Below are 25,362 nucleotides of genomic sequence, written 5' to 3'. Positions count from 1 at the left end.
CCGGGTAGTGGGTCTTATTTAATACGCAGATCGTTCTCGACCATACGCACGCCCTGCACCCGACGGGTGACTTCCACCGCACGTTTAGCGCTTTCCGCAGAGGAGACAAACCCGCTCAACTGCACGCGGCCTTTAAAGGTCTGGACGCTGATTTCTGAGGACTTGATATCTTTATCGTTAAAGAGCGCCGTTTTCACCTTAGTGGTCACCACGGTATCGTCAATGTAACCGCCGGTGCTTTCTTTGGTGGACGAACCGGCACAGCCAGTAAGGGCCGTCGCCACCAGCAGCGTCGCGCAAAAAGCAGGTATTGCTTTGAACCATTTCATGGATTTCTCTCCTTGCATTTAACTCAGCCTGATAACGCTGATATACAAGGATAAATTATAGTGGAAAGCGCGGCTTGCCAATAAAAAAGTCAGTATGAAACCGGTGATGGAAAACGAGGTTATAGGGATGGTGAGGAGAGAGTAAAGAGTGAAGATGGTGCATCCGGGAGGATGACTCGGCTAAGCCTCGCCCTTCGGGCCGTTGCTTACGCAACGTTATCCTTCCTGGTGCTGACGATAATTTCGCAGACCATGCAACAACATCGTCGCTGCTACTAAGGAGAATATGGTGCATCCGGGAGGATTCGAACCTCCGACCGCTCGGTTCGTAGCCGAGTACTCTATCCAGCTGAGCTACGGATGCATCGGGAAAGCTATTTTACTGCGGGGTTACTCTCCTGGCACTTACGATGGTTTCGCAAACCAGATAACAACAATGTTGCTGTTACTAAGGAGAATATGGTGCATCCGGGAGGATTCGAACCTCCGACCGCTCGGTTCGTAGCCGAGTACTCTATCCAGCTGAGCTACGGATGCATCGGGAAAGCTATTTTACTGCGGGGTTACTCTCCTGGCACTTACGATGGTATCGCAAACCAGATAACAACAATGTTGCTGTTACTAAGGAGAATATGGTGCATCCGGGAGGATTACTCGGCTGCGCCTCGCCCTACGGGCCGTTGCTTACGCAACGTTATCCTCCCTGGTGCTGGCGATAATTTCGCAGACCATAAAACAACATCGTCGCTGTTATCAAGGAGAATATGGTGCATCCGGGAGGATTCGAACCTCCGACCGCTCGGTTCGTAGCCGAGTACTCTATCCAGCTGAGCTACGGATGCATCGGGATTACTGCTGTAATTCTGATATCAAATTTCGCGATTTGCCATTCTTATCAAAGAATGGTGCATCCGGGAGGATTCGAACCTCCGACCGCTCGGTTCGTAGCCGAGTACTCTATCCAGCTGAGCTACGGATGCATCGGGAAACTTGCTTTACTACGCGTCAGTGTCACAACTAACACCTGCCACACTGAGTATGATGGCCTAATCGGTAGAGTGACTCGATTATGCCTCGCACTGCGGGCCGCTGCTTTCACAGCGTTCTTCTCTCTTAATTCAGAAAGAAGATGGTGCATCCGGGAGGATTACTCGGCTGCGCCTCGCCCTACGGGCCGTTGTTTACTCAACGTTATCCTCCCTGGTGCTGGCGATAATTTCGCAGCCCCTGCAACAACGATATCGCTATTACTAAGGAGAATATGGTGCATCCGGGAGGATTCGAACCTCCGACCGCTCGGTTCGTAGCCGAGTACTCTATCCAGCTGAGCTACGGATGCAAAATGGCGGTGAGGCGGGGATTCGAACCCCGGATGCAGCTTTTGACCGCATACTCCCTTAGCAGGGGAGCGCCTTCAGCCTCTCGGCCACCTCACCACACACGCCTCTTTCGAGTGCTTCGAAGAACTTGTTTCTGCTCTTCGTCGCTGCGATGGCGCACATATTACTTTCTGGTACTTATAAGTCAAACACTTTTTCGAGACCTTTTTTCGTTTGCACACTTCGCACGCAATTCGCGTGCAAAAACGGCAAAAAGGGCAATTTATCAACAGGAAATCAGACCTGGCGCAGGCATAACGCCAAACAGCCAAAGCGGCAAAGGGTGATGAAAACCGGTATTGCGCAGGGGAAAAAGTAAAAAAGGCAAAAATAACGGCGGGAAGGGATGCGCCTCACTGAACAGCGAGGCGCGGAAACCTTAGTAACTGGACTGCTGGGATTTTTCAGCCTGAATACGCTGGTAGATCTCTTCACGGTGAACAGATACTTCTTTAGGGGCGTTTACGCCAATACGAACCTGGTTACCCTTCACCCCTAAAACTGTCACAGTGACCTCATCTCCAATCATGAGGGTCTCACCAACTCGACGAGTCAGAATCAGCATTCTTTGCTCCTTGAAAGATTAAAAGAGTCGGGTCTCTCGTATCCCGGCATTATCCATCATATAACGCCAAAAAGTAAGCGATGACAAATACCTTGCGGTATAAGGCAGTCATGGCATCACATTCTGTTAAACCTAAGTTTAGCCGATATACACAATTTCAACCCGACTTTATCGTTATCAGTACTTATGACGCAAGGTGCCGTTTCCCCGAGGTTACGGCACCTATACCCGCCATACTTCAAGTTGCCTGTGTGTTGGCTTTCCTCACTCACCCCAGTCACTTACTTGAGTAAGTTACTGGGGATTCGCTGCGTCGCCGCCTTCCTGCCACTCGAATTATTTAGGGTATAGGCGTTTATAGTTATTACAGTTTTGCGCTGACCCAGCCTTTCACACTGGCTAACGCTGCAGGGAGAGCAGACGCATCGGTACCACCGGCCTGCGCCATATCCGGACGACCGCCCCCTTTACCGCCCACCTGCTGAGCGACCATACCAACCAGCTCCCCTGCCTTCACGCGATCTGTCACATCCTTAGACACACCGGCAATCAGGGAAACTTTACCGTCTGCGACCGTAGCCAACACCACAACCGTCGAACCCAGTTGGTTCTTCAGATCGTCAACCATGGTACGCAGCATCTTCGGCTCCACGCCGGCCAGCTCGCTGACCAGCAGCTTAACGCCGTTAATCTCTTCCGCTTTGCTGGAGAGGTTTGCGCTCTCCTGCGCCGCAGCCTGCTCTTTCAGCTGCTGCAGCTCTTTTTCCAGCTGACGGGTACGCTCCAGCGCGGCGCGAACTTTCTCGCCGAGATTGTGGCTGTCGCCCTTCAGCAGCTGTGCGATATCGCTGAGCTGATCGCTCTGCGCGTGCAGCATGGCTATCGCGCCTTCGCCGGTTACCGCTTCGATACGGCGCACGCCAGCGGCGGTACCGGACTCAGAGGTGATGCGGAACAGGCCGATATCACCGGTACGCGCCGCGTGAGTCCCGCCGCACAGTTCGGTGGAGAAGTCGCCCATCTGCAGCACGCGGACGCGGTCATCGTATTTCTCGCCGAACAGCGCCATGGCGCCGGATGCGCGCGCGGCATCGATATCCATAATGTTGGTTTCGATAGCCAGGTTACGACGGATCTGCGCATTGACCAGATCTTCGACTGCACGGATCTCTTCCGGCTTCATCGCTTCGAAATGCGAGAAGTCAAAGCGCAGCGCTTTATCGTTAACCAGCGAGCCTTTCTGCGCCACATGGGTGCCGAGCACCTGGCGCAGCGCCGCATGCATCAGATGCGTCGCGGAGTGGTTCAGACGGATACGCTGACGGCGAACCTCGTCCACATCGGCCTGCACCGCGTCGCCCACTTTCAGGGAACCGCTGGCGACTTTACCGATATGACCAATGGCCTGACCGTACTTCTGCGTGTCGCTGACGGCGAAGGAGAAGCCTGCGCCTTTCAGTTCGCCTTTATCGCCCACCTGGCCACCGGATTCCGCATAGAACGGGGTCTGGTCGAGGATCACTACCGCTTCCTGGCCCGCGCTGACACTATCCACCGCTTTACCGTCGATAAACAGCGCAGTCACTTTGCCGTTCAGCTCCAGATGATCGTAGCCTTTAAATTCAGAGACTCCGTCAACGCGGATCATCGCGTTATAGTCAGCGCCGAAACCGCTGGACTCGCGCGCACGGCGGCGCTGCTCTTCCATGGCGGCCTCAAAGCCAGCTTCGTCAACTTTAATGTTGCGTTCGCGGCACACGTCCGCCGTCAGGTCGACCGGGAAGCCGTAGGTGTCGTACAGACGGAAGGCCGTTTCGCCATCCAGCGTGTCGCCTTTCAGCTTCGACAGCTCTTCATCCAGCAGCGCCAGTCCGCGCTCCAGAGTACGGGCGAACTGCTCTTCTTCAGTTTTCAGTACCTGCTCAACCTGAGCCTGCTGCTGTTTCAGTTCTTCACCGGCGGAACCCATCACGGCGATCAGCGGGGCAACCAGTTTCCAGAAGAAGGTGTCCTTCGCGCCCAGCATGTTGCCGTGACGGATCGCACGACGAATGATGCGACGCAGCACGTAGCCGCGGTTTTCATTCGACGGGATCACGCCGTCAGCAATCAGGAATGCACAGGAGCGAATGTGGTCGGCAATCACACGCAGCGACTTGTTCGTCAGGTCGGTCGCGCCGGTGACTTTCGCCACGCTGGCGATCAGATCGCGGAACAGGTCGATATCATAGTTGGAGTTAACGTGCTGCAGCACGGCGGCAATACGCTCCAGCCCCATACCGGTATCGACGGACGGCTTCGGCAGCGGCTCCATGGTACCGTCAGCCTGACGGTTGAACTGCATGAAGACGATGTTCCAGATCTCGATGTAACGGTCGCCGTCTTCTTCCGGGCTTCCCGGAGGGCCGCCCCAGATGTGATCGCCGTGGTCAAAGAAGATTTCGGTGCACGGGCCGCACGGACCCGTGTCGCCCATCTGCCAGAAGTTATCAGAAGCAAACGGCGCGCCTTTGTTGTCGCCGATGCGGATGATACGCTCGCGCGGAACGCCTACTTCGTTAGCCCAGATGTCGAACGCTTCGTCATCGGTCTCGTAGACGGTGACCCACAGCTTCTCTTTCGGCAGGGCGAACCAGTTTTCACCGGTCAGCAGTTCCCATGCGTATTTGATGGCATCCTGCTTGAAATAATCGCCAAAGCTGAAGTTGCCCAGCATTTCAAAGAAGGTGTGGTGACGCGCGGTGTAACCGACGTTTTCCAGATCGTTGTGTTTACCACCCGCACGCACGCAACGCTGCGCGGTGGTCGCGCGCGAGTAATTACGTTTATCGAGGCCAAGGAAGACATCCTTGAACTGGTTCATCCCGGCGTTGGTAAACAGCAGGGTTGGATCGTTGTGCGGTACCAGGGAGCTGCTGGCAACTACCTGATGTCCCTTACTATGGAAAAAGTCGAGAAACGCCTGACGGATCTCAGCGGTGCTCTTGCTCATAATTATCCTGAAATCAAGCTACACGTCATCCTTCAAGTCGCCTCTGTCCTGGCTGCGCTTGCTCTCCCGGCACCGAACTGACGTGCGTTCCAGAAGATGTTCTCTCTTGCCGCCCTGATGCAGCTTGAATGATTTTGTGTATAAGGAATAATCGCCCTGGACGCTGTCTGTACTGTCACAACCAGCGGCCCGACGGAATAAAGTGGGAATAAGATAAGTTTTCTTTACGGCGAAGTAAAATCCCCGATGGGTCAATCTGCAAAATTTCGCCAGATTTCCTGGATATCTTCCATCAGGTAGCCGCGGTAAAGCAGGAATCGCTGAACTTTCACTTTTTCAGTAAAGGCGGAAGGTAACGGTTCGCCGTATTTACGCTGCGCCTGCTCCCTGGCAAGGCTCACCCAGTCGATATCACATTCGCGCATCGCCTGTTCAACGTCCTGGCGGGCAATCCCTTTCTGGCTGAGCTCCTGACGAATGCGCGCCGGACCATAGCCTTTGCGGCTCCGGCTGGCGATGAACTGGCCGACAAAACGGTGATCGTCGAGATAGCGGTTTTCGATACACCAGGCAACCACCTGCTCCAGCTCTTCGGGGGTGACGTCCAGCGCCTCGGGGCCATTTTTGCTCATTACTGGCGCAGCCAGTTTGCGCCGCAGCTCCTGTTCGCTGTGGTCGCGCATGGCCAGAATGCGGATAGCGCGGTCCAGCAGGCGGGCGTAGCCGGAGCGGCGTGATGAAGGTTCAGTCACAGGCACCTCAATAATCTAAGAAATGCAAAAGGGCCGCATAAGCAGCCCTTTATCACTCTGTTAGACGATATCAGAAATCTTGTTCCGTTTCTTCTGCGTCGTTGCCGTCAACGGCGAAGTCCGGCGTAGAGTCCTGGTTGTTGAGCAGCAGTTCGCGAACTTTCTTCTCAATTTCTTTCGCCGACGCCGGGTTCTCTTTCAGCCAGGTGATCGCGTTCGCTTTACCCTGACCAATTTTGTCGCCGTTGTAGCTGTACCAGGCACCCGCTTTTTCAATCAGCTTCTCTTTCACGCCAAGGTCAACCAGCTCGCCGAAGAAGTTGATGCCTTCGCCGTAGAGGATCTGGAATTCAGCCTGTTTGAACGGCGCGGCGATCTTGTTCTTCACCACTTTGACGCGGGTTTCGCTGCCGACGACATTGTCGCCCTCTTTCACCGCGCCGATGCGGCGGATGTCCAGACGCACGGAGGCGTAGAACTTCAGCGCGTTGCCGCCGGTGGTGGTTTCCGGGTTACCGAACATTACGCCGATTTTCATACGGATCTGGTTGATGAAGATCAGCAGCGTGTTGGACTGCTTCAGGTTACCCGCCAGCTTACGCATCGCCTGGCTCATCATACGCGCCGCGAGACCCATGTGAGAATCGCCGATTTCGCCTTCGATTTCCGCTTTCGGCGTCAGCGCCGCGACGGAGTCGACGACGATAACGTCAACCGCGCCAGAGCGCGCCAGCGCGTCACAGATTTCCAGCGCCTGTTCACCGGTATCCGGCTGAGAACACAGCAGGTTGTCGATATCCACGCCCAGTTTGCGCGCATAGACCGGGTCCAGCGCGTGTTCGGCATCGATGAACGCACAGGTTTTACCTTCACGCTGCGCTGCGGCGATAACCTGCAGCGTCAGGGTGGTTTTACCGGAAGATTCCGGCCCGTAGATCTCGACGATACGGCCCATTGGCAGACCGCCGGCGCCGAGCGCAATATCCAGAGAAAGCGAGCCGGTGGAGATGGTTTCTACGTCCATAGAACGGTCTTCACCCAGGCGCATGATGGAGCCTTTACCGAATTGCTTTTCGATCTGGCCCAGTGCAGCCGCCAACGCTTTCTGTTTGTTTTCGTCGATCGCCATTGTTACTCCTAATCATGCAGGGTGAAGCGTGTTCGCTTCGCCGTTAATATTTGTTCAGTTGAGGCAATTATACTGTATGGTCATACAGTATCAAGTGTTTTGTAGAAATTGTTGCCAGAGCAGATTGAGCGCATAGGCCGTCGCCTGACGACGCACCGCTTCGCGGTCTCCGGCAAAGCATTCGCGCCGCGTCACGCCTTGCCCGCTCACGCTGGCGACACCAAACCACACCGTGCCGACCGGCTTTTCGTCGCTGCCGCCATCCGGCCCGGCGACGCCGCTAACGGAGATGGCATAGTCCGCGCGCGCCGCGCGCAGTGCGCCGATCGCCATCTCGACCACCACCGGTTCGCTCACTGCGCCGTTGTCCCGCAGCGTCGCTTCGCTGACGCCGATCATTTGCGATTTGGCTTCGTTGCTGTAGGTCACAAAACCGCGTTCAAACCACGCTGAGCTGCCGGCAATATCGGTGATCGCTTTCGCTATCCAGCCGCCGGTGCAGGATTCCGCCGTGGTCACCGTCGCACCGCGCGCCTTCAGCGCCCGGCCCACCTTCTCGCTTAGCTGCATTAATTCTGAATCGGTCATTATCGCCCCGCTTTGGTCTGGATAAAGAGGCCATCAAAGATAGCACTTTCCACAGAGATATGGGGACGAGGTGTGGAATTTACGAGGGGACATCCAAAATGAATCATCCCGGCGACGCCGGGATGATAAATCGCACGATTACTTCATGCTGGCGGCGATCAGCGCCACGTTATGACGCATCATTTTCACATAGCTATCCGCGACGCCACCCGGTGCGGAGAGCGCCTCCGGATAGAGTTCGCCCCCCGGCTGGGCGCCTGTCGCGCTGGCGATTTGCTTCACCAGCCGCGGGTCAAGCTGGTTCTCCATAAACCAGGTATGGACGCCATCGGCTTTGATTTGCTTAATCAGCGCCGCCACCTGCGCCGCGCTGGCCTCGCTCTCTGAAGAGAGCCCCTGTGGCGCGAGGAATGTCACATTGTAAGCGCGGCCAAAATAGCCGAAGGCGTCATGGCTGGTCAGGACCTTGCGCTTTGCCAGCGGAATGGCGCTGAACTGCGCTTTCGCCCAGCCGTCGATATTCGTCAACTGCTCGATATAGCGCTTGCCGCTGCTGGTCAATGCCGCTTTATCTTCCGGGTCGGCTTTCACCAGACCATCGAGGATATTCTGCGCATACAACGCGCCGTTCGCCGCGCTGTTCCAGGCGTGGGGATCGGTCACCGTTTTGCCATCCTCATCAAGGGTATGGGTCTTGACGCCTTTCGACGCCACCACCAGCTCGCCTTTGAAACCAGAGGCCTTAATCAGACGATCCAGCCACCCTTCCAGCCCCAGGCCGTTGACCACCACTACGTCGGCCTTGCTGAGCAGCGCACTATCTTTCGGCGAAGGTTCGAAGGTATGTGGATCGCCGTCCGGGCCGACCAGCGTATCGACATGAACATGCTCCCCGCCGACCTGCTGCACCATATCACCCAGCACCGAAAAACTGCTTACCACGTTCAGCGTTTTTGCCATCGCCCCCTGCGCCATCAGCCCCAAAGCCAGCGCCACAACCATTGCACTACGTTTCATCATTTCCTTACCCCATCAATTTGCGCCAGCCGACCAGCAGCCGGCTATGCGTGCCAAAAAACAGCGAAATAAAAAACAGCGCGCTGGCGGTCAGCACGATGGCGGGCCCGGCGGGAAGACTGGCCGCCCAGGAGAGACTTAATCCCAGCCAGGCGCAGAGTGCGCCGGAGAGCGCCGCCAGCAGCAGAATGCCCGGCAGCGTTCGCGCCCAGCAGCGCGCGGCAACCGCCGGAAGCATCATCACCCCTACCGCCATCAGCGTGCCGAGTACCTGAAACCCCGCCACCAGATTAAGCACCAGCAGCGCCAGAAACAGTCCATGCAGCAGCGCGGGAAGGCGGGGGTGGTTCACCTGCAGCCAGGCGCTGTCGAACGCCTCGCTGACCAGACCGCGGTAGCACAGCGCAATGCACAGCAGCGTCAGGCTGGCGACGCCGCTGACAAATAGCGCCGCGTCACGATCGACCGCCAGAATAGAGCCAAATAACAGATGCAGGAGGTCGACGCTGGAGCCGCGCAGCGACACCAGGGTGACGCCCAGAGCCAGCGATCCCAGATAAAATCCGGCAAAGCTGGCGTCCTCTTTTAACGGTGTCCGCCGGCTCACCCACCCGGCCACCAGCGCCACCACGATGCCGGCGATGAAGCCGCCCAGGGTCATGGCCAGCAGCGACATGCCGCTCAGCAGATACCCCACCGCCACCCCGGGGAGAATGGCGTGCGACAGCGCATCGCCCATCAGGCTCATGCGCCGCAGTAGCAGGAAGACGCCCAGCATGGTGGTGCTCAGCGACAGCGCCAGACACACCACCAGCGCCCGGCGCATAAAACCAAATTCAATAAAAGGCTGAAAGAAGGTGTGCCAGATCATGCCGACCTCGCATGACTGAAAGCCGGAAGTACCGCCCGGGTGACGCCCCAGCAGGCGCGTTGGGGAGTCAGCAGCAGCGTCTCGGGGAAAAAGTCGGCCACCCGCTGGTTATCATGCAGCACCGCCAGGATGGTCTGCCCCTGCTGATGCATCTCGAGGATCAATTCCATCAGTTCCCGGCAGGTCGCTTCGTCGATGCCGGTGAAGGGCTCGTCGAGCATCACCAGCGGCGCCTGCTGCACCATCACCCGGGCAAACAACATGCGCTGAAACTGGCCGCCGGAGAGCGCCTCAATCGGCGATTTCGCCAGACCCGCCAGCCCGACCCGCTCCAGCACCGCGCTGATACGTCGCCGGGTATCGCCGCCCAGACCGCGTAGCAGCGACACGCCGGGCCATGCGCCCTGACTCACCACATCCTGCACGTTGAGAGGAAACTGCGACTCGAGGGCATGGCGCTGCGCCAGCCAGCCAATCACCGGCCGTTTCCCCTGCCAGCGCAGGCGGCCACTGACCGGTGGTAGAAACCCGGCGAGCGTTTTCAGCAGCGTTGATTTTCCGCAGCCATTGAGGCCAACGATTGCTGTCAGGCTGCCGGGGCATATCATCCCGCTCAACGGTGGGGTGATCGCCACCCCGTCATAGCCAGCGACCAGTTGCTCCAGCTCAATCATGGCAGCGCCACCGCCCACCAGGTCGCTAACCATAGCGCCACCAGCAGCACGCCTGCGATGGTCGCGCGCGTCGCGCCGGAGGCCATAAAAACTGATGTGAACATATTTCACCTCTTTTAATGTTATAACATAACAATACAGAAGCGAAAAAAGAATGTAAATCAGTGTCAGTGGGCAGAAATGTAACAAAGGTCAACAAGAGGCATGCGGGCGGGAAAAAACGAGAGGTTAAGCGCGGCCTCCCCGGCGTCATCCCCCGGTCGCGCTGCGCTTACCGGGGCTACCAACCGGATACCAGACCGTAGCCCGGATAAGGCGCTACGCGCCGCTATCCGGGGAGGCGCGGAATCTGTCAGCCGGATGAAAATCAGTACCCGCCACGGGCCTGCGAAACCGCCAGACCCAGCTGCCAGACGGCCATCGCGTAGTGGGTGCTGTGGTTGTAGCGGGTGATGGTGTAGAAGTTCGGCAGCCCGTACCAGTACTCATAGCCGGTGCCGACATCCAGCCGTAGCAGACTGGCCTGCTGATGGTTACCCAGCGGCTGGGTTGGGGTTAGCCCCGCCGCCGCAAGCTGCGACACGCTGTATTTGGTTTTGAAACCATTCTCCAGCCCCGGCGCCTGGCCCAGCGCCTGCACCGCCACCAAATCGCCGCTCACCCAACCATGCTGTTTGAAGTAGTTGGCCACGCTGCCGATGGCATCCACCGGGTCCCACAGGTTGATATGGCCGTCACCGTTAAAATCGACCGCATACTGCTTATAGGAGGACGGCATAAACTGGCCGTAACCCATCGCCCCGGCGAAAGAGCCTTTCAGATCCAGCGGGTCGTCGCTTTCGCTGCGCGCCATTAACAGGAAGGTTTCCAGCTCCGACGAGAAGTATTCAGCGCGGCGCGGGTAGCTAAATGACAAGGTCGCCAGCGCATCAAGGATGCGGGTTTTGCCCATCACCCGACCCCAGCGAGTCTCCACGCCGATAATGCCGACGATGATTTCCGGCGGCACGCCATAAACCTGATAAGCGCGGTTCAGCGCATCCTGATACTGGTTCCAGAACACCACGCCGTTCTGCACATTATCCGGGGTAATAAACTGTTTCTTGTAGCGCAGCCAGGCGCCGGTCGGCCCGGTCGGCGGCAGGCCGGTCGGCGCCTGACGATCCATCAGCCGCAGGACGTAATCCAGGCGCTTAGCCTGCGACAGGATCTCCTGCAGCTGCTGTCTGTCGAAACCGTGCTTCGCCACCATCTTATCGATGAACTGCGCCGCCGCCGGGTTGTTGGCGAAGTCGCCGCCCATCTGCATCACGTTATGCTGCGGTTCCAGCAAAAAGCCGCCGGTTCCACTCGCCATCTCCGTTTCCGCGGGGGTCTTGGGTTTGCTGCTGCAGGCAGCGAGGAGCACACAAAGGGGAAGTAAAGCCAGATAGCGACGCTTCAACATGGGAATTCCGTTTAACAAATTCAGCAAGGGATAATTATGGTAAAGCATGCGACAACCAACAAGAAAGCGACAATCCGTTTGTAGACAAAATAGTCCTTCATCGCCCCTTCCCTACATACTGCCATGCGCCTCATCGTTTCATCCTCTTGCCTTCAAACTTTCAAAATAAAATATTTATCTTTCATTTTGCGATCCATTTAACACTTTAAAACCTTTCAAAATGATTAAAATCAGCCTGCAGTTAGCAAGAAAAATAACACGCTGAAGGAGAGAACAATGATTGACGTCGTTACCCACGGCGCGGAGTGGTTTATCGGCCTGTTTCAGAAAGGCGGCGAGGTATTTACCGGCATGGTGACCGGGATCCTCCCCTTACTGATCAGCCTGCTGGTGATCATGAACGCGCTGATCAACTTTATCGGCCAGCAGCGGATCGAAAAACTGGCGCAGCGCTGCGCCGGAAATCCGATCTCCCGCTATCTGCTGTTGCCCTGCATCGGCACCTTCGTTTTTTGTAACCCAATGACCTTAAGTCTCGGCCGCTTTATGCCAGAGAAGTACAAGCCCAGCTATTACGCGGCGGCGTCCTATAGCTGCCACTCGATGAACGGTCTCTTTCCACATATCAACCCCGGCGAGCTGTTTGTTTATCTCGGCATCGCCAACGGCCTCACCACGCTTGGCCTGCCGCTTGGTCCCCTGGCGGTGAGCTATCTGCTGGTTGGGCTGGTGACCAACTTCTTCCGCGGCTGGGTCACCGACCTGACCACCTCTATTTTCGAGAAAAAAATGGCGATTCAGCTTGCCCGGAAAGTGCATCTGTCAGGAGCGACATCATGACCCGCATTCGTATTGAGAAAGGCACCGGCGGCTGGGGCGGCCCCCTTGAACTCGACGTCGTCGAGGGCAAAAAGATCGTCTATATCACCGCCGGCACCCGCCCGGCGATCGTTGACCGCATCGCCAGCCTGACCGGCTGGCAGGCGGTGGACGGTTTTAAAGAGGGCGAACCGGCGGAAAGCGACATCGGCGTGGCGATTATCGACTGTGGGGGTACCCTGCGCTGCGGGCTCTATCCCAAGCGCCGTATCCCTACGGTGAATATCCATGCCACTGGCAAATCGGGGCCGCTGGCGCAGTATATCGTCGAGGATATTTACGTCTCCGGGGTGAAAGAAGAGAACATCAAACTGCTGGAAGATAGCGGCGAGACGGCAGCGCAACCACTCCCTGCCGCGGGCCGCGATTATGACGCCAGCAAAAAGATCACCGAACAGAGCGACGGCCTGCTGGCTAAGGTCGGGATGGGGATGGGATCGGTGGTGGCGGTGCTGTTCCAGGCCGGACGCGACACCATCGACACGGTGCTGAAAACCATTCTGCCGTTTATGGCCTTCGTCTCGGCGCTGATCGGCATCATCATGGCCTCCGGCATCGGCGACTGGATTGCCCATGGCCTGGCGCCGCTTGCCAGCCATCCGCTGGGGCTGGTGACCCTGGCGCTGATCTGCTCCTTCCCGCTGCTGTCGCCGTTTCTCGGCCCCGGCGCCGTTATCGCCCAGGTCATCGGCGTGCTGATCGGCGTCCAGATCGGCCTTGGCAACATTCCACCGCACCTCGCCCTGCCCGCGCTGTTTGCCATTAACGCCCAGGCCGCCTGCGATTTTATCCCGGTAGGCCTGTCGCTGGCCGAGGCCCGTCAGGATACCGTGCGCGTCGGCGTGCCGTCGGTGCTGGTCAGCCGCTTCCTCACCGGCGCGCCAACCGTGCTGATCGCGTGGTTCGTTTCCGGATTTATTTACCAGTAAGAGGTTCCTGAAGATGACCGTCATTTACCACACCACCATTACCCGCATCGGCGCCTGCGCGACGATGGCGCTGGAAGAGCAGATGCTGATCACCTTCCGCGAGGGCGCCCCGGCGGATATCGAAGAGTATTGCTTTATTCACAACCACGGCGAGCTTGCCGGCCCCCTGACGCCGGGCGCAGAGCTGCAGCTCGGCGACAGGCGTTATCCGGTGACCGCCGTCGGCGAGGTCGCCGAACAAAACCTGCGCGAGCTGGGCCACATCACCCTGCGCTTCGACGGCCATCGTGAAGCGGAGTTTCCCGGAACCGTTCACGTCGCCGGCCCGGTGCCGGATGCTATCGCGACCGGCTGCGTACTGAAATTTGTTGCTTAGAAGGAGAGAAAGATGAATCAGGTTGCTGTTGTCATTGGTGGCGGACAAACCTTAGGAGAGTTTCTGTGCCGCGGTCTGGCCGCCGAGGGGTACCGCGTGGCGGTGGTCGATATTCAAAGTGAAAAAGCCAGCCGCGTCGCCCAGGAGATCAACGCTGAATATGGCGAAGGCACGGCATACGGCTTCGGCGCCGACGCCACCAGCGAAGCCAGCGTCACTGCCCTGGCTCACGGGGTGGATGAGATTTTCACGCGCGTCGATCTGCTAGTGTACAGCGCCGGGATTGCCAAAGCGGCGTTTATTAGCGACTTCGCGCTGGGGGATTTCGACCGCTCGCTGCAGGTGAACCTGGTGGGCTATTTCCTCTGCGCCCGCGAGTTCTCGCGGCTGATGATCCGCGATGGCATTAAAGGTCGCATCATTCAGATCAACTCGAAGTCCGGCAAAGTGGGCAGTAAGCACAACTCCGGCTACAGCGCGGCGAAGTTCGGCGGCGTCGGGCTGACCCAGTCGCTGGCGCTGGATCTGGCGGAGTACGGTATTACCGTCCATTCGCTGATGCTCGGCAATCTGTTGAAATCGCCGATGTTCCAGTCGCTGCTGCCGCAGTATGCCACCAAGCTCGGCATTGATGAGAGCGAAGTCGAGCAGTACTACATCGATAAGGTGCCGTTGAAACGCGGCTGCGATTACCAGGATGTGCTGAACGTGTTGATGTTTTACGCCAGCCCGCAGGCGTCGTACTGCACCGGGCAGTCAATTAACGTTACCGGCGGCCAGGTGATGTTTTAAAAGGTTCCCGGATGGCGCTGCGCTTATCCGGGCTACAAAAATGTCGGTCGGGTCAGGCGCTAGCCGCCACCCGACAAAAAACGGTACCCGGGTTTTACCCGGTACCCCACCTTCAGGAGACATTATGGTTACCACATTAATCACCGTCGCCGCTATCGCCTGGCTGACTCAGCTGGCTTTCGGCGGCTGGCAAATTCGCCGCTTCAATCGCGCTTTTGATAGCCTTTGCCAGCAGGGCCGCGTTGGCGTCGGCCGTTCCTCCGGGCGCTTTAAACCACGCGCGATTGTCGCTATCGCCGTCGATGAAAACGATCGTATTTGCGATACGCTGTTGATGAAGGGTCTCACCGTCTTCGCCAGCCCGCAAAAAATCCCCACGCTTAGCGGTAAACATCTCAAGGAATTGCAGCCTGATGTGATCTTTCCCAATGATCCGCTCTGTCAGAATGCACTATCATTAGCGCTTAATCCGAAACATGCATAATTTCGTTGTGAAAGTTAATATCTTGCGAAATTATCACTTCGAAACTTAAACGCAGGATACAACGCCTATGAAACCACGTCAGCGCCAGGCAGCCATTCTCGAGCACCTGCAATCGCAGGGCAAATGCTCGGTCGAAGAGCTGGCGCAACACTTCGACACCACCGGCACCACTATCCGCAAGGATCTGGTGATTCTGGAGAATGCCGGGACCGTCATCCGCACCTACGGCGGCGTAGTGTTGAATAAAGACGAGGCCGACCCGCCTATCGACCACAAGACGCTGATCAACACCCACAAGAAAGCGCAGATTGCCGAGGCCGCCGTGCGCTACATCCACGATGGCGATTCAATCATCCTCGACGCCGGCAGCACCGTGCTGCAGATGGTGCCGCTGCTGAGCCGCTTCAATAACATCACGGTGATGACCAACAGCCTGCATATCGTCAACGCCCTTTCCGAGTTCGATAACGAGCAGACCATCCTGATGCCGGGTGGCACCTTCCGTAAAAAATCGGCTTCATTCCACGGCCAGCTGGCGGAAAACGCATTCGAACAATTCAGCTTCGACAAGCTGTTTATGGGCACCGACGGCATTGATCTGGTGGCGGGCGTCACCACCTTTAACGAGGTCTATACCGTCAGTAAGGCGATGTGTAACGCCGCCCGCGAAGTGATCCTGATGGCCGACTCATCCAAGTTTGGCCGTAAAAGTCCCAACATTGTCTGCGGCCTTGAACGCGTGGATAAATTGATTACCGATGCCGATATTGACCCTGAATTCCAGCGGGCGCTGGAAGCCAAAGGTATTGAAGTCATTATTACTGGAGAACATCATGAGTAACTTTTTGTTAGAGGCCGGACGCCAGACCCTGATGCTTGAGCTGCAGGAGGCGAGCCGCCTGCCGGAACGCTTGGGCGACGACTTCATCCGCGCGGCGGAAACCATCATCCACTGCGAGGGCAAACTGATTGTCTCCGGTATCGGTAAATCCGGCCACATCGGTAAAAAGCTGGCGGCAACCTTCGCCAGCACCGGCACCCCGGCCTTTTTCGTCCATCCGGCGGAAGCCCTGCACGGCGATCTCGGTATGCTCGATAGCCGCGACGTGATGCTGTTTATCTCCTACTCCGGTAGCGCAAAAGAGCTGGATCTCATCGTGCCGCGGCTGGAAGAGAAATCCATTCCGCTGCTGGCGATGACCGGCAAATCCACCTCGCCGCTGGCGCTGGCGGCGAAAGCGGTGCTGGATATCGCCGTGGAGCGCGAAGCCTGTCCGATGCATCTGGCGCCGACCTCCAGCACCGTTAACACCCTGATGCTGGGCGACGCGCTGGCGATGGCGGTGATGCAGGCGCGCGGTTTCAATGAAGAAGATTTCGCCCGTTCCCACCCGGCGGGCGCCCTCGGCGCGCGTCTGCTGAATAAGGTGCATCACCTGATGCGCCGCGACGAAGAAGTGCCGCGGGTCGATGCCGGGGCCAACGTCATGGACGCCATGCTTGAACTCAGCCGAACCGGGCTCGGCCTGGTGGCGGTCTGCGATGAAACCAACCGCGTGCAGGGCGTTTTCACCGACGGCGACCTGCGCCGCTGGCTGGTTGCTGGCGGTACGCTCAACGATAGCGTCACTCGGGCGATGACCCGCAACGGCGTAACGCTGCAGGCGGAAAGCCGCGCGGTGGAAGCCAAAGAGCGGCTGATGAAACACAAAATCAGCGCCGCGCCGGTCGTGGATGAAAACGGCCAACTGGTCGGCGCCATCAACCTGCAGAACTTTTACCAGGCAGGGATCCTTTAAGCCCCAGTCGTTTCGCCAGCCGATGCAGGTTGGCGACGTCCAGTTCCAGCGCACGGGCGGTCGCCGCCCAGTTGCGCTGGTTCGCCTCCAGCGCGCGGCTAATCGCTTCTCGCTGAAAAGAGTCAGTCGCCTCGCGCAAATTGACGTTTTCCGTCGCCGGCGCCGCTGCCGCCGTCTCAGTCGGCAACATCGGCGCCGTCACCGCAAACTGGAAATGCTGCGGCTCCAGTACCACTTCATCACCGGCCTGGGTGGCCCGCGCCAGCACCACCGCCCGGTGAATAGCATGCTCCAGTTCGCGCACGTTGCCCGGCCAGGACCACTGCTGCAGCCTGTTTCGCGCCGCTTCGCTGAGTATCACCCGCGCCAGCCCCATCCGCAGGCGGCACTGCTCACAGAAATAGCCCGCCAGCAGCACCACATCGTTTTCCCGTTCGCGTAGCGCCGGAACCGACAGCGGGAAGACGCTCAGCCGATGGTACAGATCGGCGCGAAAGCGCCCTTCCACCACCTCCTGGCGCAGATCGCGGTTCGTCGCCGCCAGCACCCGCACATCGACCCGCAGGCTGCGGTCATCGCCGACGCGCTGAATATCGCCATACTGCAACACGCGCAGCAGCTTCGCCTGCAACGCCAGCGACAGTTCGCCTATTTCATCAAGGAACAGGGTGCCGTTATCAGCCATCTCAAATTTACCGCTACGGTTGCTGATAGCCCCGGTAAACGCCCCTTTCACATGGCCAAACAGCTCGCTCTCCGCCACGCTTTCCGGCAGCGCCGCGCAGTTGAGATAGACCAGCGGGTTAGCCGCCCGCGGAGAGCCCTGATGCACCGCCTTCGCCACCAGCTCTTTCCCGGTGCCGGTTTCGCCGCTGATCAGTACGTTTAGGTCCGAGGCGGCGACGATATCGATCTCTTTTTTCAGCTGCAGCATGGGCGCTGACAGGCCGATAATCTCCTGACGCTCAGGCTGCGCGTCATTCACCGGCTGCGCCGGCAACACGTTTTGCGCCTCAAGGCGGGCAATAAGCAGCGCGTTATTCAATGCCCCGGCCACCAGCGCGGCAATCAGCCGCAGCTCTTCATCGCTGAAGCTATCGAAACGGTCAGCATCCATGCCGTCAAGAGTCAGCGCGCCAATCAGCGTCTGCCCGGCAAACAGCGGCAGGCCAACGCAGGCGTGAACCTTCAGGCTCTCATGACCGGGGATCAGCCCGTCATAGGGGTCGGGCAAGTCGCTATCCGCCGGGAAGCGCACCACATCCCCGGCACGCGCAATCGCCTCAAGCCGCGGGTGTCCTTCCAGGGCAAAGCGCCGACCAAGCACATCCTGCGCCAGGCCATCGATCGCCAGCGGCACAAACTGATGAGCCTCATAGCGCAGCAGCGCCGAGGCATCGCAGCCGAGGATCTGCCGCAGGGTAGTAATCAGGCGCGAAAAGCGGTCGGTGTGACCAATATCGCTTTGTAAATCAATGGCGATTCTCGCCAGCTCGTCGACGGAAAAACTCATTGCCGCTCCATTGTCATTTTGATAACACGCATTGTCATATCGACTATTTTAGCCATTGTCATTTTGACAGCAATCAAAATCAGAAAAAATTAAAAATAGCTAATTATCAATGAATTAAAAAGTTGGCATGCAACTTGATATAAGCCAATCAACTGAGTTTAAACACACTGTATTGATTGAGGTTGCTATGTCTATTGCGGTTAAAAATAACATTCTTTGGGTTGGCCAACGTGACTGGGAAGTGCGTGATTTCCACGGCACCGAATATAAAACGCTGCGCGGCAGCAGCTACAACAGCTATCTCATCCGCGAAGAGAAAAACGTGCTGATTGATACCGTCGATCATAAATTCAGCCGCGAGTTCGTGCAGAACCTGCGCAGCGAAATCGATCTCGCCGACCTCGACTACATCGTCATTAACCACGCCGAAGAGGACCATGCCGGCGCGCTGACCGAACTGATGATGCAGATCCCGGATACGCCGATCTACTGCACCGCCAACGCCATCGACTCGATCAACGGCCACCATCATCATCCTGAGTGGAACTTCCACGTGGTGAAAACCGGCGATACTCTCGATATCGGTAATGGTAAACAGCTGATCTTCGTGGAAACGCCGATGCTGCACTGGCCTGACAGCATGATGACCTACCTGACCGGCGACGCGGTGCTGTTCAGCAACGACGCCTTCGGCCAGCACTACTGCGACGAACACCTGTTCAACGATGAAGTGGACCAGATTGAACTGTACGAACAGTGCCAGCGCTACTACGCCAACATCCTGACGCCCTTCAGCCGCCTGGTGACGCCGAAAATTACTGAAATCCTCGGCTTCAACCTGCCGGTGGAGATGATTGCCACCTCCCACGGCGTGGTCTGGCGCGATAACCCGACGCAAATCGTCGAGAAATACCTCGAGTGGGCGGCGGATTATCAGGAAGATCGCATCACGATTTTCTACGACACCATGTCCAACAACACCCGTATGATGGCGGACGCCATTGCCCAGGGGATCACCGAAGTTGACCCGCGGGTGGCGGTAAAAATCTTCAACGTCGCCCGCAGCGACAAAAACGACATTCTCACCAACGTTTTCCGCTCGAAAGGTGTGCTGGTGGGCACCTCCACCATGAACAACGTGATGATGCCGAAAATCGCCGGGCTGGTGGAAGAGATGACCGGGCTGCGTTTTCGCAATAAACGCGCCAGCGCCTTTGGCTCGCACGGCTGGAGCGGCGGCGCGGTAGACCGCCTCTCCACCCGCCTGCAGGATGCCGGCTTTGAGATGTCGCTGAGCCTGAAAGCCAAATGGCGCCCGGATATCGACGCGCTGGAATTGTGCCGCCAACACGGACGCGATATCGCTCGTCAGTGGGCCCTCTCGCCGCTGCCGGTTGCTGAAGCAGCGACAACGCCGGAACAACAGGACTGTGCCTGTGCCGCCGCCGCGGCCGCCGATCTCGGTCCCATGATGCAGTGCAGCGTGTGCCAGTGGGTCTATGACCCGGCGAAAGGCGAACCTAACCAGGATGTCCAGCCGGGTACGCCGTGGAGTGAAGTGCCGGACAATTTCCTCTGCCCAGAGTGTTCTCTTGGCAAAGATGTCTTTGACGTACTGGCGACGGAGGCAAAATGAGTGATGGCATCGTCATCATCGGCTCGGGCTTCGCGGCCCGCCAGCTGGTGAAAAATATCCGTAAGCAGGATACGCAAATCCCGCTGACGTTAATCGCCGCCGATAGCATGGATGAATACAACAAACCGGACCTCAGCCATGTCATCAGCCGCGGGCAGAAGGCCGACGATCTGACCCTGCAAAGCGCCGGCGAGTTCGCCGAGCAGTATAATCTGCGTCTGTTTCCCCATACCTGGGTGAGCGATATCGACGCCGAAAAACGGTTAGTGAAGAGCCAGGATAACCAGTGGCGCTATGACAAACTGGTGCTGGCCACCGGGGCGACGCCGTTTATCCCGCCGGTGCCGGGACGCGAGCTAATGCTGACGCTGAACAGCCAGCGCGAATATGGCGCGGCGCAGAGCCAGCTGCACGACGCGAAGCGCGTGCTGATCGTCGGCGGCGGCCTGATTGGCTGCGAACTGGCGATGGATTTCTGCCGCGCCGGTAAAGCGGTAACGGTGGTAGATAACTCAGCCAGCGTGCTGGCGGCGCTGATGCCGCCGGAGGCCAGCAGCCGCCTGCAGCATCGGCTTACCGAGATGGGCGTACATCTGATGCTGAAAACGCAGCTCGAAGGGCTGGAACACACCGCCGACGGCATTCGCGTCAGCCTCGATCGCCAGCGCGCGTTAACCGTCGATGCGGTGGTGGCCGCCGCCGGCCTGCGCCCGGAAACGTCGCTGGCGCGCCACGCTGGATTGCAGATTAACCGCGGCGTGGTGGTCAATAACCAACTGCAAACCAGCGACCCGGCGATTTATGCGCTCGGCGACTGTGCGGAAATCAACGGTACGGTACTGCCGTTCCTGCAGCCGATTTTACTCAGCGCCATGTGCCTGAGTAAAAACCTGCTGGCGCAGGCGGGGGAACTCAAGCTGCCGCCAATGCTGGTGAAAGTGAAAACCCCGGATCTGCCGCTGCATCTGGCCGGCGACACCCGCCGCGACGATCTGACGTGGAATATCGTGGCCGCCAAAGAGGGGCTGGTGGCGAAAGGCCTGGATGCAGAGAATCAACTGCGTGCCTTTGTGGTGAGTGAAGACAAAATGAAGGAAGCCTTTGCGCTGCTCAAGCAACTGGTGAGTTGATTACCGTCCAGGCAGCCCTGTTTTGCCGGGTGGCGCTACGCTTACCCGTATATGGACACCTCCCGTTATGCAAGCCATTCTGCATTTTGTGTAACGGGAGTAAGATGCTTTCGTATATCCGGCCTCTCTTTCGGTACCGTCGTACCCGGCCATGATGTTATCTGCACACCTGGTTCCATTCGGCCTAACGGCTTTGCTTCGCAGGGAGCCTTCGGGTAAACCGGAGTTTTCAGGTGTCGGTCTTACCTGTTACACATCACTGCTTAATGACTCCGCAATCTCACGACAGGATGACGCTTCTCTGACATTCAGTCAGGTCTGTATCACATCACACGATACTCTTCCCCCCGGCTCAGTACCGACCAGGCTATACGTGCATTTTTGTTCGCCATGGCGACCGTTGCGATATTCCTGTTACGTCTTTCTGCCACCGACTGAAGCCACCGGCTTCGCCGGTCCTCCTTGTGATCACACGCATTCAGCACCGCACGGGCACCGTGGATCAGCAGCGTTCGCAGGTAGCTGTCGCCCCTTTTGCTGATGTGACCCATTTTGGTTTTTCCGCCGCTCGAATGTTGCCGGGGCACCAGTCCCAGCCAGGCTGCCATCTCCCGCCCGCTCTTAAACTGTTTTGCATCACCCACTGCGGCGACCAGGGCGCTGGCGGTTACCGGACCAATCCCGCTGATCTCCTGAAGTCGTCTGATACGCTCATCTTCCTGCGCCAGCTGTCATAACGATTCAGTCGCTCATCAAGTGCCTGAAGTTCTTCTGTTAACTCACTCAGCAGACGGATAAAGCGGTTATCCCATTTTTCCTGCTGAGAAAGTATTTCCGGCAGTGCTTTACGGAGAGCGGACAACCCAGCGGGAAGTACAAAGCCAAATTCACCCAGCATCCCGCGTATTTCGTTGCTGAGCGCTGTTCTGTCGTGGATCAGGCGGGCACGAACCCGGTGTTCAGCCTGCATGCTCTGTTGTGCTTCAGACTTAATGGCAACATAGCGCATCCCCGGCCGGCTGACGGCCTCGCAGATCGCTTCGGCATCATTGGCATCATTTTTATTGCCCTTCAGATAAGGCTTAACGAACTGAGGCGGAATAATGCGAACCGTGTGACCGAGTCGGGTCAGCTCGCGTGCCCAGTAATGCGAGGAGCCGCATGCTTCGATACCAATAAGACAGGGTTCGAGCCGGGTGAAAAAGGTGAGCATCCGGGCGCGATGCAGGGTTTTGCGAAGCACAACACGTTCCTGGTGATCAACCGCATGAAGCTGAAAAACCTGTTTTGCGAGATCGAGGCCAATACGTTTAATATTCATGTGGACACCTCCCCCTGGGAACTGAAGTTAACACCTCAGTCTGGCACATTGATGCCGTAAGGTGGGAGGTGTCCATTACATCGGCCTACGGAGGCCGCCCGTAAGCTCATATACTGTAGGCCCGCGCAAGCGCAGCGCCGCCAGCGCAGGGGGCGGCGTCTGGCCGCTCCCTGCGCCACGGAAAACAGAGTGCCGAAAAATTAACCGGAAGCGCAGGTTCGGTTAACACTCAAAACGTTGTTTCTGTCTGAGCCGACTCCTGCAGCACCTGCAGAATGTTGGCTGCGGCGGCGGTCCCCATTTTCACGTAAGAGGCATCGCTAACGCCACCCACATGCGGAGACAGAATGACATTATCAATCGCCTGCCAGATATGCGGCGTGGTGAGTGGTTCACTGTGAAAGCTGTCGAGCGCCGCCCAGCGCAAGGTCCCCGCTTTTAATGCTGCGGCCAGCGCCACATCGTCAATCAACCCGCCGCGCGCAGTATTCACCAGGATAGCGCCCGGCTTACACTGCGCCAGCGTGGCGGCATTGATCATTCCTCTGTTGTGTTGCGTCAAGGGACAATGAAGGGACAGAACATCGGCCTGCATCAGCAGGTCTTTGAGTTCGTCAACACGTTCACATTCCGGCGGGACCGTTTTCGCGTAGGGATCGTAAGCCAGAACCTTCATACCAAAGGCGACGGCAATTTTCGCCACACGGCTGCCAATAGCGCCGAGGCCGACCAGTCCCAGCGTTCTGCCCTCAAGTTCGAGTGATTTATGCGTTGATTTATCCCAGTGCCCTTCACGCAGGCGGCGGTCAAGCGGAATTACCGACTTGGCACAGGCCAGAATTAACGCCCAGGTGTGTTCGGAAACCGCGGCGGCATTGGCCCCCGTCGCCGCGCGAACCATTATGCCGCGCGCGGTGGCCGCCTCAACGTCAATGACATCAATGCCGCTGCCATGTTTGGCAATCACCTTCAATGCCGGGGCGGCATCCATGACGGCGGCCGTGATTTTGCCATAGCGCACCAGTATCGCGAGCGGATTGTGCTGCTGGCACAAGGCTATCAGCTGGGATTCTGTTGGCTGGCGGCCGGCAAAGACAAGCTCGTAATCTTCCAGCATCTCCAGCGCTGCTGCAGCCAAATCGCTGCCGGTAATCAGGATGACGTTTTTAGCGCTCATGGCAGTGTCTCCCCTTCGCTCAGCATCCCTGCCTGACGCAGAGCGCTCTCCAGCCAGTGCGGACGAAGGTCGCCGTCGCGGATAGCAACCAGACGTTTTGATTCCATCGCCAGTTTGCCTTTCGCCAGTTCGATGATGGTGCGAACTTCATCGCGCGGGATAACGACCACGCCGTCAATATCCCCTACCACTAAGTCACCTGCCTGCACGGCGGCGCCACCGACTGAAATAGCGTGATTGACCCTGCCTGGAATGAACTTGGTGGGGCCGCACGGATTCAGGCCGGCGGCGAAAACCGGAAAGAGTTGGTTACTTAAGGTTTCCGCATCGCGAACGGCACCGTCAATGATAATCCCTGCGATACCGCTGGCCTGGGCCTGCGTGGCCATGATCTCTCCCAGCAGCGCGCAGGAGAGATCGCCCTTCCCGTCGATGACCAGCACATCGCCAGGTTTGGCGACGGCCATTGCGGCGTGAATAGCGAGGTTATCCCCCGGGCGGACCTCTACGGTAATCGCTGGCCCGGCAACCGCCATATGCGGCGCCAGCGGCTTGATGCGGCCATGTAATGTGCCACGGCGTCCGGCCACGTCAGCCAGAATGGCGGCCTGAAATTCGGCGGCCTGGCGGACCTCTTCCGCGTCAACACGCGCAATATCAAAGTTGATGAGTTTCTGTTGCGAAGCAGGCATGGTTACTCTCCATTTGTTTTACTAGATACAACTCACGTGTACTATATAAAACAACTATACGAGCATTGCTTCGCTTTTCGCCAGTGTTGCGAAGTTGTTTGTGATGTAAACACGAAGTTACTCACAAAATTCAGGTACAATTTTGTTCGGCAAAAAGGAGAACATGATGGGGAATGAAGGCGTAATTGCCGTTGAAAAGGCGCTGGCTTTACTTGATTGCTTCCGTCCCGGTAATGACAGTCTGACGTTAACGGAGCTGGCCCAGCTTTCGGGATATCACAAAACAACCGTTTATCGCCTGATGAATTCGCTTGAGCGAATGAACTACATCATCCGGCACGACGATGGCACCTATACGCTCGGCCACCGTCTGCTCTATCTCGGCAAGCTCTATGAGCAATCATTTGAACTTGCCAGAGTCGTACAGCCGGAATTGCAGGCGCTGTCACAGGCCTCCAGCGAAAGCGCGAGCTGGTATGTGATTGAGGGGGGACAGCGCCTGTGTCTGTTCCGCGCCGAAGCCTCCCAGGGATTACGCCACAGCAACCTGCCCGGCAGCCAGTTCCCGCTGGATGGTTCCGCTATCAGCAAGGTTTTACGCCACTGGGGATTGGGTGAATCGTTGCAGGAAGACGAACCGACGCTGCCGTTCTATACCTCCGGCGCGCGCGACCCGCACACCGCGGCCTTCGCAATGCCGGTGTTTGGCGTCCACGATAAACTGATCGCGGCGCTGGCCCTGACCGGGCCGGCATCGCGTCTGACGGAAGATCGTAAAGAAAACGGCATCAGCCAGCTCATGCAGGAGACGGCCAACCGCCTGTCGCTCAAGCTAGGCGCCAGCAAGCCATTCTGCGAAAGGTTTTACGGTCTGAAAGAGTAAGATTGGCT

23 protein-coding genes, 6 tRNA genes and 1 pseudogene are annotated in these 25,362 nt (G+C 57.7%); 10 read left to right on the top strand and 20 right to left on the bottom strand.

From position 1 onward, the window contains the following. Nucleotides 1-14 precede the first annotated feature (14 nt). From DTA24_RS06035 to mltB, 16 genes are all read right to left on the bottom strand, one after another. Nucleotides 15-329: a BON domain-containing protein gene (locus tag DTA24_RS06035; RefSeq protein WP_008806150.1), complete on the bottom strand. Its 315-nt coding sequence runs from the start codon at nt 327-329 to the stop codon at nt 15-17. A 287-nt stretch (nt 330-616) separates the two neighbouring features. Continuing rightward, nucleotides 617-693: transfer RNA gene (locus tag DTA24_RS06030), tRNA-Arg, on the bottom strand. A 96-nt stretch (nt 694-789) separates the two neighbouring features. Continuing rightward, nucleotides 790-866, bottom strand: a tRNA-Arg gene (locus DTA24_RS06025). A 228-nt stretch (nt 867-1,094) separates the two neighbouring features. After that, a tRNA-Arg gene (locus DTA24_RS06020) sits at nt 1,095-1,171 on the bottom strand. A gap of 61 nt (nt 1,172-1,232) precedes the next feature. Further along, a tRNA-Arg gene (locus tag DTA24_RS06015) sits at nt 1,233-1,309 on the bottom strand. 282 nt (nt 1,310-1,591) lie between these two features. Beyond that, nucleotides 1,592-1,668: transfer RNA gene (locus DTA24_RS06010), tRNA-Arg, on the bottom strand. Nucleotides 1,669-1,672: 4 nt separating this feature from the next. Further along, nucleotides 1,673-1,765: transfer RNA gene (locus DTA24_RS06005), tRNA-Ser, on the bottom strand. A gap of 322 nt (nt 1,766-2,087) precedes the next feature. Beyond that, nucleotides 2,088-2,273 carry a carbon storage regulator CsrA gene (gene csrA / locus DTA24_RS06000; protein ID WP_000906486.1) on the bottom strand — a complete coding sequence of 62 codons (186 nt, stop codon included), beginning with the start codon at nt 2,271-2,273 and terminating at the stop codon, nt 2,088-2,090. Between the two features lie 364 nt (nt 2,274-2,637). Next, nucleotides 2,638-5,265, bottom strand: coding sequence for an alanine--tRNA ligase (alaS, locus tag DTA24_RS05990; protein WP_038421686.1), 2,628 nt, complete (start codon nt 5,263-5,265; stop codon nt 2,638-2,640). Between the two features lie 251 nt (nt 5,266-5,516). Further along, on the bottom strand, nt 5,517-6,017 hold the full coding sequence (gene recX, locus DTA24_RS05985; protein WP_008806152.1) for a recombination regulator RecX: 501 nt from the start codon (nt 6,015-6,017) through the stop codon (nt 5,517-5,519). Between the two features lie 70 nt (nt 6,018-6,087). Next, nucleotides 6,088-7,146, bottom strand: coding sequence for a recombinase RecA (gene recA / locus DTA24_RS05980; RefSeq protein ID WP_123836591.1), 1,059 nt, complete (start codon nt 7,144-7,146; stop codon nt 6,088-6,090). A gap of 90 nt (nt 7,147-7,236) precedes the next feature. Then, nucleotides 7,237-7,734 (bottom strand): nicotinamide-nucleotide amidase, encoded by a 498-nt coding sequence (gene pncC, locus DTA24_RS05975; protein ID WP_012540790.1) that lies wholly within the window; start codon nt 7,732-7,734, stop codon nt 7,237-7,239. A 138-nt stretch (nt 7,735-7,872) separates the two neighbouring features. After that, nucleotides 7,873-8,751 carry a metal ABC transporter substrate-binding protein gene (locus DTA24_RS05970; protein ID WP_016161684.1) on the bottom strand — a complete coding sequence of 293 codons (879 nt, stop codon included), beginning with the start codon at nt 8,749-8,751 and terminating at the stop codon, nt 7,873-7,875. A gap of 7 nt (nt 8,752-8,758) precedes the next feature. Then, the gene (locus DTA24_RS05965; protein WP_012540788.1) at nt 8,759-9,622 is read right to left on the bottom strand and encodes a metal ABC transporter permease; all 864 of its coding nucleotides are present in this window, start codon (nt 9,620-9,622) and stop codon (nt 8,759-8,761) included. Further along, a complete protein-coding gene (locus DTA24_RS05960) occupies nt 9,619-10,329 on the bottom strand; it encodes a metal ABC transporter ATP-binding protein (protein ID WP_162493235.1) in 711 nt (236 codons plus the stop codon). The genes DTA24_RS05965 and DTA24_RS05960 overlap by 4 nt, the downstream gene beginning before the upstream one ends. 334 nt (nt 10,330-10,663) lie before the next feature. Beyond that, on the bottom strand, nt 10,664-11,743 hold the full coding sequence (gene mltB / locus DTA24_RS05945) for a lytic murein transglycosylase B (protein ID WP_012540785.1): 1,080 nt from the start codon (nt 11,741-11,743) through the stop codon (nt 10,664-10,666). A 276-nt stretch (nt 11,744-12,019) separates the two neighbouring features. Here mltB and DTA24_RS05940 point away from each other — a divergent pair, with 276 nt between their 5' ends. The 7 genes from DTA24_RS05940 (at nt 12,020) to gutQ (ending at nt 17,002) form a co-directional block, all read left to right on the top strand. Next, on the top strand, nt 12,020-12,583 hold the full coding sequence (locus DTA24_RS05940; RefSeq protein ID WP_022065932.1) for a PTS glucitol/sorbitol transporter subunit IIC: 564 nt from the start codon (nt 12,020-12,022) through the stop codon (nt 12,581-12,583). Continuing rightward, the gene (locus DTA24_RS05935) at nt 12,580-13,551 is read left to right on the top strand and encodes a PTS glucitol/sorbitol transporter subunit IIB (RefSeq protein ID WP_012540783.1); all 972 of its coding nucleotides are present in this window, start codon (nt 12,580-12,582) and stop codon (nt 13,549-13,551) included. Before DTA24_RS05940 ends, DTA24_RS05935 begins: the two co-directional genes overlap by 4 nt. A 13-nt stretch (nt 13,552-13,564) precedes the next feature. Then, nucleotides 13,565-13,927, top strand: a complete 363-nt coding sequence (gene srlB / locus DTA24_RS05930; protein ID WP_008806160.1) for a PTS glucitol/sorbitol transporter subunit IIA — start codon at nt 13,565-13,567, stop codon at nt 13,925-13,927. Nucleotides 13,928-13,939: 12 nt separating this feature from the next. Continuing rightward, nucleotides 13,940-14,719, top strand: a complete 780-nt coding sequence (gene srlD, locus DTA24_RS05925; RefSeq protein WP_008806161.1) for a sorbitol-6-phosphate dehydrogenase — start codon at nt 13,940-13,942, stop codon at nt 14,717-14,719. 124 nt (nt 14,720-14,843) lie between these two features. After that, a complete protein-coding gene (gene gutM / locus DTA24_RS05920; protein WP_023298118.1) occupies nt 14,844-15,203 on the top strand; it encodes a transcriptional regulator GutM in 360 nt (119 codons plus the stop codon). Nucleotides 15,204-15,270: 67 nt separating this feature from the next. Continuing rightward, the gene (srlR, locus tag DTA24_RS05915) at nt 15,271-16,044 is read left to right on the top strand and encodes a glucitol operon DNA-binding transcriptional repressor SrlR (RefSeq protein WP_008806163.1); all 774 of its coding nucleotides are present in this window, start codon (nt 15,271-15,273) and stop codon (nt 16,042-16,044) included. Further along, complete coding sequence (gene gutQ / locus DTA24_RS05910) at nt 16,037-17,002, top strand: arabinose-5-phosphate isomerase GutQ (protein WP_008806164.1); 966 nt, start codon at nt 16,037-16,039, stop codon at nt 17,000-17,002. The genes srlR and gutQ overlap by 8 nt, the downstream gene beginning before the upstream one ends. Here the strand turns inward: gutQ and norR are convergent. Beyond that, entirely contained in the window at nt 16,965-18,515 is a 1,551-nt protein-coding gene (gene norR, locus DTA24_RS05905; RefSeq protein ID WP_110215705.1) for a nitric oxide reductase transcriptional regulator NorR, read from the bottom strand. The genes gutQ and norR overlap by 38 nt on opposite strands. A 187-nt stretch (nt 18,516-18,702) precedes the next feature. On the opposite strand from norR, the gene norV reads away from it, so the two are divergent. Together norV and norW are read left to right on the top strand one after the other, a co-directional pair. Further along, complete coding sequence (gene norV, locus DTA24_RS05895; protein WP_032731130.1) at nt 18,703-20,151, top strand: anaerobic nitric oxide reductase flavorubredoxin; 1,449 nt, start codon at nt 18,703-18,705, stop codon at nt 20,149-20,151. Further along, entirely contained in the window at nt 20,148-21,281 is a 1,134-nt protein-coding gene (gene norW, locus DTA24_RS05890) for an NADH:flavorubredoxin reductase NorW (protein ID WP_032740879.1), read from the top strand. The genes norV and norW overlap by 4 nt, the downstream gene beginning before the upstream one ends. 323 nt (nt 21,282-21,604) lie before the next feature. On the opposite strand, the pseudogene DTA24_RS05885 reads toward norW, so the two are convergent. From DTA24_RS05885 to DTA24_RS05875, 3 genes and pseudogenes are all read right to left on the bottom strand, one after another. After that, nucleotides 21,605-22,602: pseudogene (locus tag DTA24_RS05885) on the bottom strand (IS110 family transposase). Nucleotides 22,603-22,831: 229 nt separating this feature from the next. Then, a complete protein-coding gene (locus tag DTA24_RS05880) occupies nt 22,832-23,779 on the bottom strand; it encodes a hydroxyacid dehydrogenase (RefSeq protein ID WP_008806168.1) in 948 nt (315 codons plus the stop codon). Continuing rightward, nucleotides 23,776-24,471: a diguanylate cyclase gene (locus DTA24_RS05875; protein WP_012967367.1), complete on the bottom strand. Its 696-nt coding sequence runs from the start codon at nt 24,469-24,471 to the stop codon at nt 23,776-23,778. The genes DTA24_RS05880 and DTA24_RS05875 overlap by 4 nt, the downstream gene beginning before the upstream one ends. Before the next feature lie 166 nt (nt 24,472-24,637). Between DTA24_RS05875 and DTA24_RS05870 the strand changes: the two genes are divergently transcribed. Continuing rightward, on the top strand, nt 24,638-25,354 hold the full coding sequence (locus DTA24_RS05870) for an IclR family transcriptional regulator (protein ID WP_008806170.1): 717 nt from the start codon (nt 24,638-24,640) through the stop codon (nt 25,352-25,354). The last annotated feature ends 8 nt before the right edge of the window (nt 25,355-25,362 follow it).

It is taken from the genome of Klebsiella sp. P1CD1, assembly GCF_003790505.1.
In the GTDB taxonomy this organism is placed as follows: Bacteria; Pseudomonadota; Gammaproteobacteria; order Enterobacterales; family Enterobacteriaceae; genus Klebsiella; species Klebsiella variicola.
The sequence above is the reverse complement of the archived record's forward strand: the minus strand, read 5'-3'. Positions and strand labels throughout refer to the sequence as shown.